Genomic DNA, 13,661 nt, shown 5'->3' on the forward strand with positions numbered 1-13,661 from the left:
TCATGCCGGTTGGCCAGTGGAGACATCAGACAGCGGCGCTGCCACCGGGTAGTAGCTTTCATTATGTTCAGCTTTGGCGCGCAGGCCGGCAGGCACCTGATACAAAGCACCGAGATGCGCATAACGCTGGGCCAGTTCGACATAATTGGCGGTACCAAGCGTATCCAGGTAACGGAACGCCCCGCCGTGGAACGGAGGGAAACCGATGCCGTAGACCAGCGCCATATCGGCTTCGGCCGGGCTGGCAATAATGTTTTCTTCCAGACAGCGCACCACTTCGTTAATCATCGGGATCATCATGCGGGCGATAATTTCTTCGTCGCTGATGGTCTGACGCGGTTGGCTGACTTCGGCCAGCAGCACATCGGTCTGCTCATCGTTGTCTTTACGCGGCTTGCCTTTGTTGTCCTGGCTGTAGCGATAGAAGCCCAACTGGTTTTTCTGACCAAAACGCTGGTTATCGAACATCACGTCGATGGCGTCGCGGTAATCTTTACCCATGCGCTCAGGGAAACCGGCCGCCATCACCGCCTGGGCGTGGTGCGCGGTATCAATCCCCACGACGTCGAGCAGATAAGCCGGGCCCATTGGCCAGCCAAACTGTTTTTCCATCACTTTGTCGATCTGGCGGAAGTCCGCACCGTCGCGCAGCAACATGCTGAAACCGGCAAAATACGGGAACAGTACACGGTTGACGAAGAACCCTGGGCAGTCGTTAACCACAATCGGCGTTTTGCCCATACGGCTGGCATAGGCCACCACGGCCGCGATGGTGCTGTCGCTGGTCTGCTCCCCACGGATAATTTCCACCAGTGGCATGCGGTGTACCGGATTAAAGAAGTGCATGCCGCAGAAGTTCTGTGGGCGCTTCAGCGATTTCGCCAGGTGATTAATCGGAATGGTCGAGGTATTGGACGCCAGTACGGTATTTTCACCGATCAGGCCTTCCACTTCGGACAATACTGCCGCCTTAATCTTTGGATTCTCGACCACGGCTTCGACGATCACCTGCGCGCGTTCGATACCGGCGTAATCCAGCGTCGGTTGAATGGTCGATAGCACCTGGGCCATTTTCATGCCATCGAGCTTGCCACGTTCCAACTGCTTGTTCAGCAGTTTGGCGGCTTCATTCATACCGAGCGTCAGGGATTTGTCGCTGATGTCTTTCATGACAACCGGCACGCCTTTCAGCGCCGACTGGTAGGCGATACCGCCACCCATGATGCCGGCGCCCAACACCGCAGCCTGCTTCGGTGCTTCAATACCCTTCGCCAGCTTCTTCGCCTGGCCTTTCACAAACTGGTCATTGAGGAAGATGCCGACCAGCGCGCGCGCCTCTTTGGAGCGGGCCAATGGCACAAAGCTGGCGGTTTCCAATTTCAGTGCTTCATCACGGCCCAGCCTGGCGGCGGCCTCAATGGTTTTGACCGCGGTCATCGGCGCCGGATAATGTTTGCCAGCGGTTTGCATCACCATGCCTTTGGCGGTGGTGAAGCTCATGGCCGCTTCGATTGGGCTGAGTTTCAACGGCTCGAGCTTTGGTTGGCGATAGGCGCGCCAGTCCAGTTTGCCCTCAATCGCCTGTTGCAGCATTTTCAACGCGGCTTCCACCAACTTCTCCGGTGCAACTACCGCATCCACCAGGCCGACCTTCAGTGCATCTTTGGCACTGACGTCTTTACCGGCGGCAATAATTTCCAGTGCGCTGTCGTTACCCAAAAGGCGTGGCAAGCGAACGGAACCGCCGAAGCCCGGCATAATACCCAGTTTGGTTTCCGGCAGGCCGATACGCGCATCCGGGGATGCGACGCGGAAGTCGGTCGCCAGAATACATTCGCAGCCGCCGCCGAGCGCATAGCCGTTAATGGCCGAAATGGTCGGCACCGGCAGATCTTCCAGCCGGTTAAAGATCGCATTGGCGAAGTTCAGCCACTCCTGCAGCTTTTCAGCCGGGGCAGCAAACAGCGAAAGGAATTCGGTGATGTCGGCGCCGACAATAAAGGCGGCCTTGGTAGAACGCAGCAGCAGGCCTTTCAACTCGGTCTGCTTTTCCAGCACCGCGAGCGCTTCGCCCAGGCTGGCAACGGTGCGGGTATCGAGCTTGTTTACCGAGCCTGGGGCATTGAACACCAGCTCGGCGATGCCGTTGTCGAGCCAGTGCAGTTGTAATGTTTCGCCTTGGTAGAGCATGTCTATCTCCTGAATCAGCGTTTGATCTGGTATGACCAGATGATGAGGAGTGTGGTTTTTATGTTAACAATATGCAAATAAGAGATTGCATTTTTGCTGGTCTGATCACATGGCTCTGAGTTAGTGTTTTGATTTAAAACGAAGTTATATTTTATGCTTTATGGTGATTTGTCGGCGTGTAAAAGCACTCATACACTTGCCAGAGCAGAGCGCTGCCCACGCAGAGGTGTGAAATGAGTAAAGCGGTATGTGTAAAACACAGTGGTTTCTGGAGTATTCCCGCCAGAACCATGACGCTGGCTTGTCTGCTGGTGTTTATGGCTCAGATGGCGACGACGGTGTATTTGCCTTCATTACCGACGGTGATGCAGGAACTGGCAATGACGCGCCGCGCCACCGAGCTTTCTATATCGATATTCGTGATAGGCGCCGCCTTGCCGGTGTTGTTCTGGGGGGCTGCGGCCGATCGTTTTGGCCGTCGCCTGCCGCTGACATTGTCTCTGGCGTTGTTTATCAGTTGCAGTGCTCTGCTGGCATTTTGCAGTAACGGTACTCAGTTATTAGTGCTGCGGGCACTGCAGGGGGTTGCAGCCGGTGGTGCTGCAATCATCGCGCGCATTATTGTTCGTGATAACTGGAGCGGTGACGAGCTGGCAAGGCGCCTTTCGGTGCTGTCGATAGCCTTTATCGCCGCGTTGGGCGGTGGGCAGTTTATCGGTGGGCTGCTCAGTCAGTATTCGCACTGGCAAATGGGGTTTGTGGTGATGGGGCTGACCGGGCTGGCGATATGGTTACTGATGCTGACGTTGCCACTGGAAGCGGGCCGCGGAGCAGGCAGGCGGCCGGCCATGGCGGCAACCTATTGGCACATTCTGCGTCGTCCGGGGTTCTTCTGGCCGGCAGTTGTCGGCGGATTGGGGTTTGCTACCACCGTCACTCTGCAGGAAGTGAGTCCGTTTATCATGCAGCAGGGGTTTGGCCTGAACGTTACCGCCTTTGGGGCTCTGGGGCTGGTGATCGGCGTGGCTTACTTTACTGGAGCAATGGCGGTAAACCGGACGGTTGCGCGCTTTGGCGGTAAGCGGCTGATGCAGGCGGGGACGAGTATCGTCGCCGTTGCCACTGCTGCGATAATGGTGCTGTGGTGGAGCGGTGTACTGGTGGGGCTTTCCGGTATGACAGTCTTCATCGCTTTGTATTGTTTGACGATTTTTGGCCAGGCGGTGTTGTTTCCCAATAGCATGGCGATGGCGGTCAGCGATGTTAAACAGCAGGGCGCCTACGCCATGGCGTTATGCGGCTTTCTGCAACAGTGTCTGGCAGGCATAGCTGCAGCCGGTGCGGTTCTACTCGAACATCATGGCCTGTGGGCGGCTGCTATCGCGTTGCTTGGTCTGATCGCCTGGTTAATTGTTAAGCTAAGGATGTAACGGCGTTTACAGCGATTTGCGAACCGCTCCGCATGCCAGAGCTGATGGGGTTGGTGCACCTGAACGGTGTGCTAAGATGACTCATTCCGTTCTAATGGTATGTATAAGGGTATTGTGATGGAAACGCTGGCTTCTTTGTATAACGACCACCTGGCAGAACTGCAAAAACGGGCGCGTGAAGTGTTAACGCGCAACAAACTGGATGCGCTGCTGATTCACTCTGGGGAACTGCAACGGATATTCCAGGACGATCGCAGCTACCCGTTCAAAGTGAATGCGCACTTTAAGGCCTGGGTGCCGGTTACCTCGGTGCCAAACTGCTGGCTGTGGGTGGATGGCGTTAACAAACCGAAGCTGTGGTTCTATTCGCCGGTCGATTACTGGCATAGCGTTGAGCCACTGCCGGAGAGTTTCTGGACCAGGTCCGTTGAACTGATGCCGCTGGCCAATGCTGATGATATCGCGCAGCAGCTTCCTGCCCAGCGTGAGCGTGTGGGCTATATCGGTTATGCGCAGCAACGTGCCCGCGATCTCGGTATCCTGGCAGAAAACGTCAACCCGAAAGCGGTGTTGAATTACCTCGATTTCCATCGCTCTATCAAAACGGGCTACGAGCTGGCCTGCATGCGCGAAGCGCAGAAAACTGCTGTTATGGGGCACCGTGCCGCTCATGAGGCCTTCCTGTCCGGCATGAGTGAGTTTGATATCAACCAGGCTTACCTCACCGCCACGGGGCATCGCGACACCGATGTACCTTATGACAACATTGTTGCGCTGAATGAGCATGCGTCGGTGCTGCATTACACCACGCTGGATCATCAGCCTCCGTCCGAAATGCTAAGCTTCCTGCTTGACGCCGGTGCCGAATATAACGGTTACGCCGCCGACCTGACTCGCACCTATGCTGGCCAGAGCGGCAGTGATTTCGCGCACCTGATAAAAGATCTTAACGGTGAACAACTGGCACTGATGGATACCATCAAAGCCGGTGTGCGTTACACCGATTACCATGTGCAAATGCATCAACGCGTCGCCAAATTGCTCAAGAGTCACAAGCTGGTGACCGGCATCAGTGAAGAGGCCATGGTTGAGCAGGGGCTGACCACGCCATTCCTGCCACACGGTCTGGGCCATCCGCTAGGTTTGCAGGTGCATGACTCTGCCGGCTTTATGCAAGATGAACAGGGCACCCATCTGGCCGCCCCTTCCAAATACCCGTACCTGCGCTGCACCCGCGTGTTGCAACCTGGCATGGTGTTAACCATTGAGCCCGGCATGTATTTTATTGATTCCTTGTTGGCGCCATGGCGCAGCGGCGAATTCAGTCAACATTTTGCCTGGGATCGCATCGATGCGCTGAAACCTTATGGTGGTATCCGTATTGAAGACAATATCGTGATCCACGAAAAGCGTATCGAGAACATGACGCGCGATCTGAACCTTGCCTGATGCAGCCTTACCCGATCCCGGCAGGCCCCGTCAGTGTCAGCGAAGAAATAAAGAAAAGCCGTTTCATCACCCTGCTGGCACCGACCAGTGGGGTTGATGTTGCAAAGGCGTTTATTCAGCAGGTTCGTGATGAACACCCTGCGGCCAGGCACCATTGCTGGGCATTTGTCGCAGGATCACCGACTGACTCACAACAGTTGGGCTTTTCCGACGACGGCGAACCTTCCGGCACGGCTGGTAAACCCATTCTGGCACAACTGATGGGCAGTGGAATCGGCGAAATCACCGCCGTGGTAGTGCGTTACTACGGCGGTATCAAGTTGGGCACCGGTGGTTTGGTGAGAGCCTACGGCAGTGGCGTGCAGCAGGCATTAAAGCAATTGGCCGTGAGCTACAAAATCCCGCAGGCCGAATATACTTTGCAATGTGACTATGCTCAGTTGGCATTGGTAGAGAATTTATTGCAGCAAACTGAAGGGCGGATAGTACAGGGGGAATATGGTGCTTCCGTCATGCTGCATTTGGCTTTACCGGTCACCGGCGTTGAAGCGTTTGGGAATAAATTACGTGATCTTAGTCGCGGTAATTTGCAATTAACCCCCATTTCGCAATAATTCCCCCAACTGAATTGCTAAGGATCGTGCTGAAATGCATTTTCGCGCTATAACCCGTATCGTTGGTTTGCTGGTCATCCTGTTCTCCGGGACGATGTTTATTCCTGGTCTGGTGGCATTGATATACCGCGATGGGGCGGGGCGGGCATTCAGCCAGACCTTCTTTGTGGCGGTAACCATCGGCCTGATGCTGTGGTGGCCTAACCGTAAACAAAAGCATGAGCTGAAGCCACGAGAAGGTTTTCTGATTGTGGTGCTGTTCTGGACGGTGCTGGGCAGCGTCGGGGCATTACCGTTTTTATTTTCGGAGCGGCCTAATCTTTCGTTGACCGATGCCTTCTTCGAATCGTTTTCCGGTTTAACCACCACCGGGGCTACCACGCTGGTGGGGCTGGACTCACTACCCAAAGCGATTTTGTTCTATCGGCAGATGCTGCAATGGATGGGCGGGATGGGGATCATTGTGTTGGCAGTGGCGATACTGCCGATCCTCGGCGTCGGCGGCATGCAGCTGTACCGCGCAGAAATGCCAGGCCCGCTGAAAGATAACAAAATGCGCCCACGCATTGCCGAAACGGCCAAAACCCTGTGGCTGATTTATGTCTTGTTGACCATTGCCTGTGCGCTGGCGCTTTGGGGGGCCGGCATGTCGGTGTTTGACGCCATCGGCCACAGTTTCTCGACTATCGCTATTGGCGGTTTCTCTACCCATGACGCCAGCATCGGTTATTACGCCAGTCCGACCATCAACACCATCATTGCGATTTTCCTGCTGATTTCCGGTTGTAACTATGGCTTGCACTTCGCCTTGCTGAGCGGCCGCAGTCTAAAAGTGTATTGGCGTGATCCTGAGTTTCGCATGTTTATTGCCGTGCAGTTGACGCTGGTAGTGGTGTGTACCGCCGTGCTGTGGGGGCATGGTGTCTACAAAACCGGTATGGAAACGGTCAATCAGGCGTTCTTCCAGGTGGTGTCGATGGCGACAACGGCGGGCTTTACCACTGACAGCATTGCCAAATGGCCGTTATTCCTGCCGATGCTGTTGCTGTGTTCTGCATTTATTGGTGGCTGTGCCGGCTCGACCGGTGGCGGCCTGAAGGTGATTCGCATTCTGCTGCTGTATTTACAGGGCTCGCGTGAGCTAAAAAGGCTGGTGCACCCTAATGCGGTTTACACTATCAAGTTGGGTAACCGCGCGCTGCCGGAACGTATCCTGGAAGCGGTATGGGGGTTCTTCTCTGCTTATGCGCTGGTGTTTATCGTCAGCATGCTGGCAATTATCGCCACCGGCGTTGATGATTTCTCTGCCTTTGCTGCCGTAACGGCGACGCTGAACAACCTTGGACCAGGGCTGGGAGTGGTTGCGGATAACTTCACTACTATGCCTGCACCGGCGAAGTGGATCCTGGTTCTGACGATGCTGTTCGGGCGCCTTGAGGTCTTTACACTGCTGGTTTTGTTTACGCCGACGTTCTGGCGTGAATGATCCTGATAGAAGGAGTAACGCCGTGAAGGCACTGATTCTTTATTCTAGCCGTGATGGGCAAACACGTTCTATTGCTTCTTATATAGCAAACAAATTGCAGGATACGCTGCGTTGTGACGTGATCGATTTACTACAGGCGGACAATGTCGACCTCAGCCAGTATCAGCAGGTGCTGATAGGTGCCTCAATACGCTATGGCCATTTCCATCCGACGTTGGAAAAGTTTGTTAAGCGCCATGCTGAGCAGTTGAACCAGATGCCGAGCGCGTTTTTTAGCGTTAACCTGACCGCCCGTAAGGCAGACAAGCGTTCGCCACAGACCAACGCTTATACCCGCAAGTTCCTGTTGTCCTCTCCCTGGCAGCCCAAACAGTGTGCCGTGTTTGCCGGCGCGCTTCGCTATCCACGTTATCGCTGGTTCGATCGAGTCATGATCCAACTTATTATGCGTATGACGGGGGGCGAAACAGATACCAGTAAAGAAGTGGAGTACACAGACTGGCAGCAGGTGGACCGTTTTGCCCAGGAGTTTGGTCATATTCAGTATGAAAAGTGACGAAAACGCTGACTTGTGCAGCGCTTTGTTGAAATAATCCGCGCTTGAAAAGTTTTTTGCATTTAGGGGTTGCGGCCTTCTGAGAACTCCCTATAATGCGCCTCCATCGACACGGAACATGTGAACAACTTCACAGAGTCTCCGGGGTTCGAAGAGAAAAAATCCTGAAATTTAGGGGTTGACTCTGAAAGAGGAAAGCGTAATATACGCCACCTCGAGATAGCAAGCTACGGCGGCTAACTCACTGCTCTTTAACAATTTATCAGACAATCTGTGTGGGCACTCCACAAGACGATATCCAGAACCTTCGGGTTCGAAAAAATATCAAGTCTTGAAGAGTGACCAAGCAATAAGTTGTTTTGTTGGCTTGTCCAACTGAATGACTATTACGAAAGTTAATTTTCGAGCATCGCTTCACGAGTTGAAGCAAATCAAGCTTTTAATTGAAGAGTTTGATCATGGCTCAGATTGAACGCTGGCGGCAGGCCTAACACATGCAAGTCGAGCGGTAGCACAAGAGAGCTTGCTCTCTGGGTGACGAGCGGCGGACGGGTGAGTAATGTCTGGGAAACTGCCTGATGGAGGGGGATAACTACTGGAAACGGTAGCTAATACCGCATAACGTCTTCGGACCAAAGTGGGGGACCTTCGGGCCTCACGCCATCAGATGTGCCCAGATGGGATTAGCTAGTAGGTGGGGTAATGGCTCACCTAGGCGACGATCCCTAGCTGGTCTGAGAGGATGACCAGCCACACTGGAACTGAGACACGGTCCAGACTCCTACGGGAGGCAGCAGTGGGGAATATTGCACAATGGGCGCAAGCCTGATGCAGCCATGCCGCGTGTGTGAAGAAGGCCTTCGGGTTGTAAAGCACTTTCAGCGAGGAGGAAGGGTAGTGTGTTAATAGCACATTGCATTGACGTTACTCGCAGAAGAAGCACCGGCTAACTCCGTGCCAGCAGCCGCGGTAATACGGAGGGTGCAAGCGTTAATCGGAATTACTGGGCGTAAAGCGCACGCAGGCGGTTTGTTAAGTCAGATGTGAAATCCCCGCGCTTAACGTGGGAACTGCATTTGAAACTGGCAAGCTAGAGTCTTGTAGAGGGGGGTAGAATTCCAGGTGTAGCGGTGAAATGCGTAGAGATCTGGAGGAATACCGGTGGCGAAGGCGGCCCCCTGGACAAAGACTGACGCTCAGGTGCGAAAGCGTGGGGAGCAAACAGGATTAGATACCCTGGTAGTCCACGCTGTAAACGATGTCGACTTGGAGGTTGTGCCCTTGAGGCGTGGCTTCCGGAGCTAACGCGTTAAGTCGACCGCCTGGGGAGTACGGCCGCAAGGTTAAAACTCAAATGAATTGACGGGGGCCCGCACAAGCGGTGGAGCATGTGGTTTAATTCGATGCAACGCGAAGAACCTTACCTACTCTTGACATCCAGAGAATTCGCTAGAGATAGCTTAGTGCCTTCGGGAACTCTGAGACAGGTGCTGCATGGCTGTCGTCAGCTCGTGTTGTGAAATGTTGGGTTAAGTCCCGCAACGAGCGCAACCCTTATCCTTTGTTGCCAGCACGTAATGGTGGGAACTCAAAGGAGACTGCCGGTGATAAACCGGAGGAAGGTGGGGATGACGTCAAGTCATCATGGCCCTTACGAGTAGGGCTACACACGTGCTACAATGGCGTATACAAAGAGAAGCGAACTCGCGAGAGCCAGCGGACCTCATAAAGTACGTCGTAGTCCGGATCGGAGTCTGCAACTCGACTCCGTGAAGTCGGAATCGCTAGTAATCGTAGATCAGAATGCTACGGTGAATACGTTCCCGGGCCTTGTACACACCGCCCGTCACACCATGGGAGTGGGTTGCAAAAGAAGTAGGTAGCTTAACCTTCGGGAGGGCGCTTACCACTTTGTGATTCATGACTGGGGTGAAGTCGTAACAAGGTAACCGTAGGGGAACCTGCGGTTGGATCACCTCCTTACCTAATGATATTGATTGCGTGAAGTGCTCACACAGATTGTCTGATAGAAAAGTAATGAGCAAAAGCGCTACCTGTTGATGTAATGAGTCTCTGACTCATGCTGATACGAACCGATTAAGACGAGAGTCCAATCGGAATTTCGTGTCCCCATCGTCTAGAGGCCTAGGACACTGCCCTTTCACGGCTGTAACAGGGGTTCGAATCCCCTTGGGGACGCCATTCCGATAATGAGTGAAAGACATTATCACCGGTGCTTGCTGCACCGAAAACATCTTAAAGATGACTTTAACGAGTCGTGTTTAAGATATTGCTCTTTAACAATCTGGAACAAGCTGAAAATTGAAACATGACAGCTGAAACTTACTCCTCCGTAGAAGTATTGGAGTAAGGAGTACCCTGTCATAGAGTCTCTCAAATGTAGCAGCATGAAAGTGGAAACACTTTTGGGTTGTGAGGTTAAGTGACTAAGCGTACACGGTGGATGCCTAGGCAGTCAGAGGCGATGAAGGGCGTGTTAATCTGCGATAAGCGTCGGTAAGGTGATATAAACCGTTATAACCGGCGATACCCGAATGGGGAAACCCAGTGCAATTCGTTGCACTATCATACGATGAATACATAGTCGTATGAGGCGAACCGGGGGAACTGAAACATCTAAGTACCCCGAGGAAAAGAAATCAACCGAGATTCCCCCAGTAGCGGCGAGCGAACGGGGAGGAGCCCAGAACCTGAATCAGTTCTTGTGTTAGTGGAAGCGTCTGGAAAGTCGCACAGTAAAGGGTGATAGTCCCGTACACTAAAATGCATTAATTGTGAGTTCGATGAGTAGGGCGGGACACGTGACATCCTGTCTGAATATGGGGGGACCATCCTCCAAGGCTAAATACTCCTGACTGACCGATAGTGAACCAGTACCGTGAGGGAAAGGCGAAAAGAACCCCGGCGAGGGGAGTGAAATAGAACCTGAAACCGTGTACGTACAAGCAGTGGGAGCCTACTTTGTTGGGTGACTGCGTACCTTTTGTATAATGGGTCAGCGACTTATATTTTGTAGCAAGGTTAACCGTATAGGGGAGCCGTAGGGAAACCGAGTCTTAACTGGGCGAATAGTTGCAAGGTATAGACCCGAAACCCGGTGATCTAGCCATGGGCAGGTTGAAGGTTGGGTAACACTAACTGGAGGACCGAACCGACTAATGTTGAAAAATTAGCGGATGACTTGTGGCTGGGGGTGAAAGGCCAATCAAACCGGGAGATAGCTGGTTCTCCCCGAAAGCTATTTAGGTAGCGCCTCGTGAACTCATCTTCGGGGGTAGAGCACTGTTTCGGCTAGGGGGCCATCCCGGCTTACCAAACCGATGCAAACTCCGAATACCGAAGAATGTTATCACGGGAGACACACGGCGGGTGCTAACGTCCGTCGTGAAGAGGGAAACAACCCAGACCGCCAGCTAAGGTCCCAAAGTCATGGTTAAGTGGGAAACGATGTGGGAAGGCATAGACAGCCAGGATGTTGGCTTAGAAGCAGCCATCATTTAAAGAAAGCGTAATAGCTCACTGGTCGAGTCGGCCTGCGCGGAAGATGTAACGGGGCTAAACCATGCACCGAAGCTGCGGCAGCGACGCTTAGGCGTTGTTGGGTAGGGGAGCGTTCTGTAAGCCGTTGAAGGTGGCCTGTGAGGGTTGCTGGAGGTATCAGAAGTGCGAATGCTGACATAAGTAACGATAAAGCGGGTGAAAAACCCGCTCGCCGGAAGACCAAGGGTTCCTGTCCAACGTTAATCGGGGCAGGGTGAGTCGACCCCTAAGGCGAGGCCGAAAGGCGTAGTCGATGGGAAACAGGTTAATATTCCTGTACTCGGTGTTACTGCGAAGGGGGGACGGAGAAGGCTAGGCTAGCCGGGCGACGGTTGTCCCGGTTTAAGCGTGTAGGGGGAGTGACCTGGTAAATCCGGTGACTTATTCAACCCTGAGGCGTGATGACGATGCACTACGGTGCAGAAGTAGTTGATGCCAAGCTTCCAGGAAAAGCCTCTAAGCATCAGGTAACACAGAATCGTACCCCAAACCGACACAGGTGGTCAGGTAGAGAATACCAAGGCGCTTGAGAGAACTCGGGTGAAGGAACTAGGCAAAATGGTGCCGTAACTTCGGGAGAAGGCACGCTGGCGCGTAGGTGAAGAGACTTGCTCTCGGAGCCGAAGCCAGTCGCAGATACCAGCTGGCTGCAACTGTTTAATAAAAACACAGCACTGTGCAAACACGAAAGTGGACGTATACGGTGTGACGCCTGCCCGGTGCTGGAAGGTTAATTGATGGGGTCAGCCGCAAGGCGAAGCTCTTGATCGAAGCCCCAGTAAACGGCGGCCGTAACTATAACGGTCCTAAGGTAGCGAAATTCCTTGTCGGGTAAGTTCCGACCTGCACGAATGGCGTAATGATGGCCAGGCTGTCTCCACCCGAGACTCAGTGAAATTGAACTCGCTGTGAAGATGCAGTGTACCCGCGGCAAGACGGAAAGACCCCGTGAACCTTTACTATAGCTTGACACTGAACATTGAGCCTTGATGTGTAGGATAGGTGGGAGGCTTTGAAGCGTGGACGCCAGTCTGCGTGGAGCCAACCTTGAAATACCACCCTTTAATGTTTGATGTTCTAACTCGGCCCCGTAATCCGGGGTGAGGACAGTGTCTGGTGGGTAGTTTGACTGGGGCGGTCTCCTCCCAAAGAGTAACGGAGGAGCACGAAGGTTAGCTAATCACGGTCGGACATCGTGAGGTTAGTGCAAAGGCATAAGCTAGCTTGACTGCGAGAGTGACGGCTCGAGCAGGTACGAAAGTAGGTCTTAGTGATCCGGTGGTTCTGAATGGAAGGGCCATCGCTCAACGGATAAAAGGTACTCCGGGGATAACAGGCTGATACCGCCCAAGAGTTCATATCGACGGCGGTGTTTGGCACCTCGATGTCGGCTCATCACATCCTGGGGCTGAAGTAGGTCCCAAGGGTATGGCTGTTCGCCATTTAAAGTGGTACGCGAGCTGGGTTTAGAACGTCGTGAGACAGTTCGGTCCCTATCTGCCGTGGGCGTTGGAAGATTGAGAGGGGTTGCTCCTAGTACGAGAGGACCGGAGTGAACGCACCACTGGTGTTCGGGTTGTCATGCCAATGGCATTGCCCGGTAGCTAAGTGCGGAAAAGATAAGCGCTGAAAGCATCTAAGCGCGAAACTTGCCTCGAGATGAGTCTTCCCTGGGAACTTGATTCCCCTGAAGGAACGTTTAAGACTAAGACGTTGATAGGCTGGGTGTGTAAGTGCAGCGATGCATTGAGCTAACCAGTACTAATGATCCGTGAGACTTAACCTTACAACACCAAAAGTGTTTTGATTTGAGAGATTTTCAGCGCGTTCCGAGATTGGTTCTGGTGGTTACTGAGGTAACGGCCGGAATGAAACAGAATTTGCCTGGCGGCAATAGCGCGGTGGTCCCACCTGATCCCATGCCGAACTCAGAAGTGAAACGCCGTAGCGCCGATGGTAGTGTGGGGTCTCCCCATGCGAGAGTAGGACACTGCCAGGCATCAATTAAGCCAAGAGGCCATCCGCAAGGATGGCCTTTTTGCTGTGTGCGAAAGACAAAAACAGACGCAGCTACGCTGCGTCTTGAGAGCAGACTCCACATCACAATATCCTCCGAATAAAAGCCAGCTGGCTATCTTTAATATATAAATATCAATAATGTTTAAAAATGATAAATAACTTCAAATATATATAATAAAATTTAGGAGGAGTGTTTTGATTTTTGCTAATAAGACTCAGTTATGAGGAAATGCCGGTATTAATCATTCTGGTTTCTATCTATAACTTATTACTTAATTAATTTATATAGAAAATACCTTATAAAACAATCGAAAACATTCCCTCGATGGATGTTCTCCAGATAAAAACCCTATCAA

At 52.9% G+C, this 13,661-nt stretch carries 6 protein-coding genes, 1 tRNA gene and 3 rRNA genes; 9 read left to right on the forward strand and 1 reads right to left on the reverse strand.

Annotated features, from left to right (window positions below; all coding sequences use genetic code 11):
• Nucleotides 1–2,190, reverse strand: coding sequence for a fatty acid oxidation complex subunit alpha FadB (gene fadB, locus ACNT1W_RS03500; protein ID WP_012004730.1), 2,190 nt, complete (start codon nt 2,188–2,190; stop codon nt 1–3).
• Between the two features lie 233 nt (nt 2,191–2,423).
• On the opposite strand from fadB, the gene ACNT1W_RS03505 reads away from it, so the two are divergent.
• The 9 genes from ACNT1W_RS03505 to rrf all read left to right on the forward strand — a co-directional run bounded on the left by ACNT1W_RS03505 (nt 2,424) and on the right by rrf (nt 13,285).
• Nucleotides 2,424–3,620, forward strand: a complete 1,197-nt coding sequence (locus tag ACNT1W_RS03505; RefSeq protein WP_126501215.1) for an MFS transporter — start codon at nt 2,424–2,426, stop codon at nt 3,618–3,620.
• 117 nt (nt 3,621–3,737) lie between these two features.
• Nucleotides 3,738–5,069, forward strand: a complete 1,332-nt coding sequence (gene pepQ / locus ACNT1W_RS03510; protein ID WP_017891323.1) for a Xaa-Pro dipeptidase — start codon at nt 3,738–3,740, stop codon at nt 5,067–5,069.
• The gene (locus ACNT1W_RS03515; protein ID WP_012004733.1) at nt 5,069–5,683 is read left to right on the forward strand and encodes an IMPACT family protein; all 615 of its coding nucleotides are present in this window, start codon (nt 5,069–5,071) and stop codon (nt 5,681–5,683) included. The genes pepQ and ACNT1W_RS03515 overlap by 1 nt, the downstream gene beginning before the upstream one ends.
• A 34-nt stretch (nt 5,684–5,717) precedes the next feature.
• Nucleotides 5,718–7,169, forward strand: coding sequence for a Trk system potassium transporter TrkH (gene trkH, locus ACNT1W_RS03520; RefSeq protein ID WP_012004734.1), 1,452 nt, complete (start codon nt 5,718–5,720; stop codon nt 7,167–7,169).
• A 22-nt stretch (nt 7,170–7,191) separates the two neighbouring features.
• Nucleotides 7,192–7,725, forward strand: coding sequence for a menaquinone-dependent protoporphyrinogen IX dehydrogenase (hemG, locus tag ACNT1W_RS03525; RefSeq protein ID WP_012004735.1), 534 nt, complete (start codon nt 7,192–7,194; stop codon nt 7,723–7,725).
• Between the two features lie 440 nt (nt 7,726–8,165).
• Nucleotides 8,166–9,708: ribosomal RNA gene (locus ACNT1W_RS03530) — 16S ribosomal RNA — on the forward strand.
• 143 nt (nt 9,709–9,851) lie between these two features.
• A tRNA-Glu gene (locus ACNT1W_RS03535) sits at nt 9,852–9,927 on the forward strand.
• Nucleotides 9,928–10,162: 235 nt separating this feature from the next.
• Nucleotides 10,163–13,072, forward strand: a 23S ribosomal RNA gene (locus ACNT1W_RS03540).
• 97 nt (nt 13,073–13,169) lie between these two features.
• Nucleotides 13,170–13,285 (forward strand): 5S ribosomal RNA (gene rrf, locus ACNT1W_RS03545).
• Together the 16S, 23S and 5S rRNA genes with 1 tRNA gene alongside form the textbook arrangement of a ribosomal RNA operon.
• Nucleotides 13,286–13,661 lie beyond the last annotated feature (376 nt).

The organism is Serratia sp. NFX21, assembly GCF_048517035.1.
Taxonomy (GTDB): Bacteria; Pseudomonadota; Gammaproteobacteria; order Enterobacterales; family Enterobacteriaceae; genus Serratia; species Serratia quinivorans.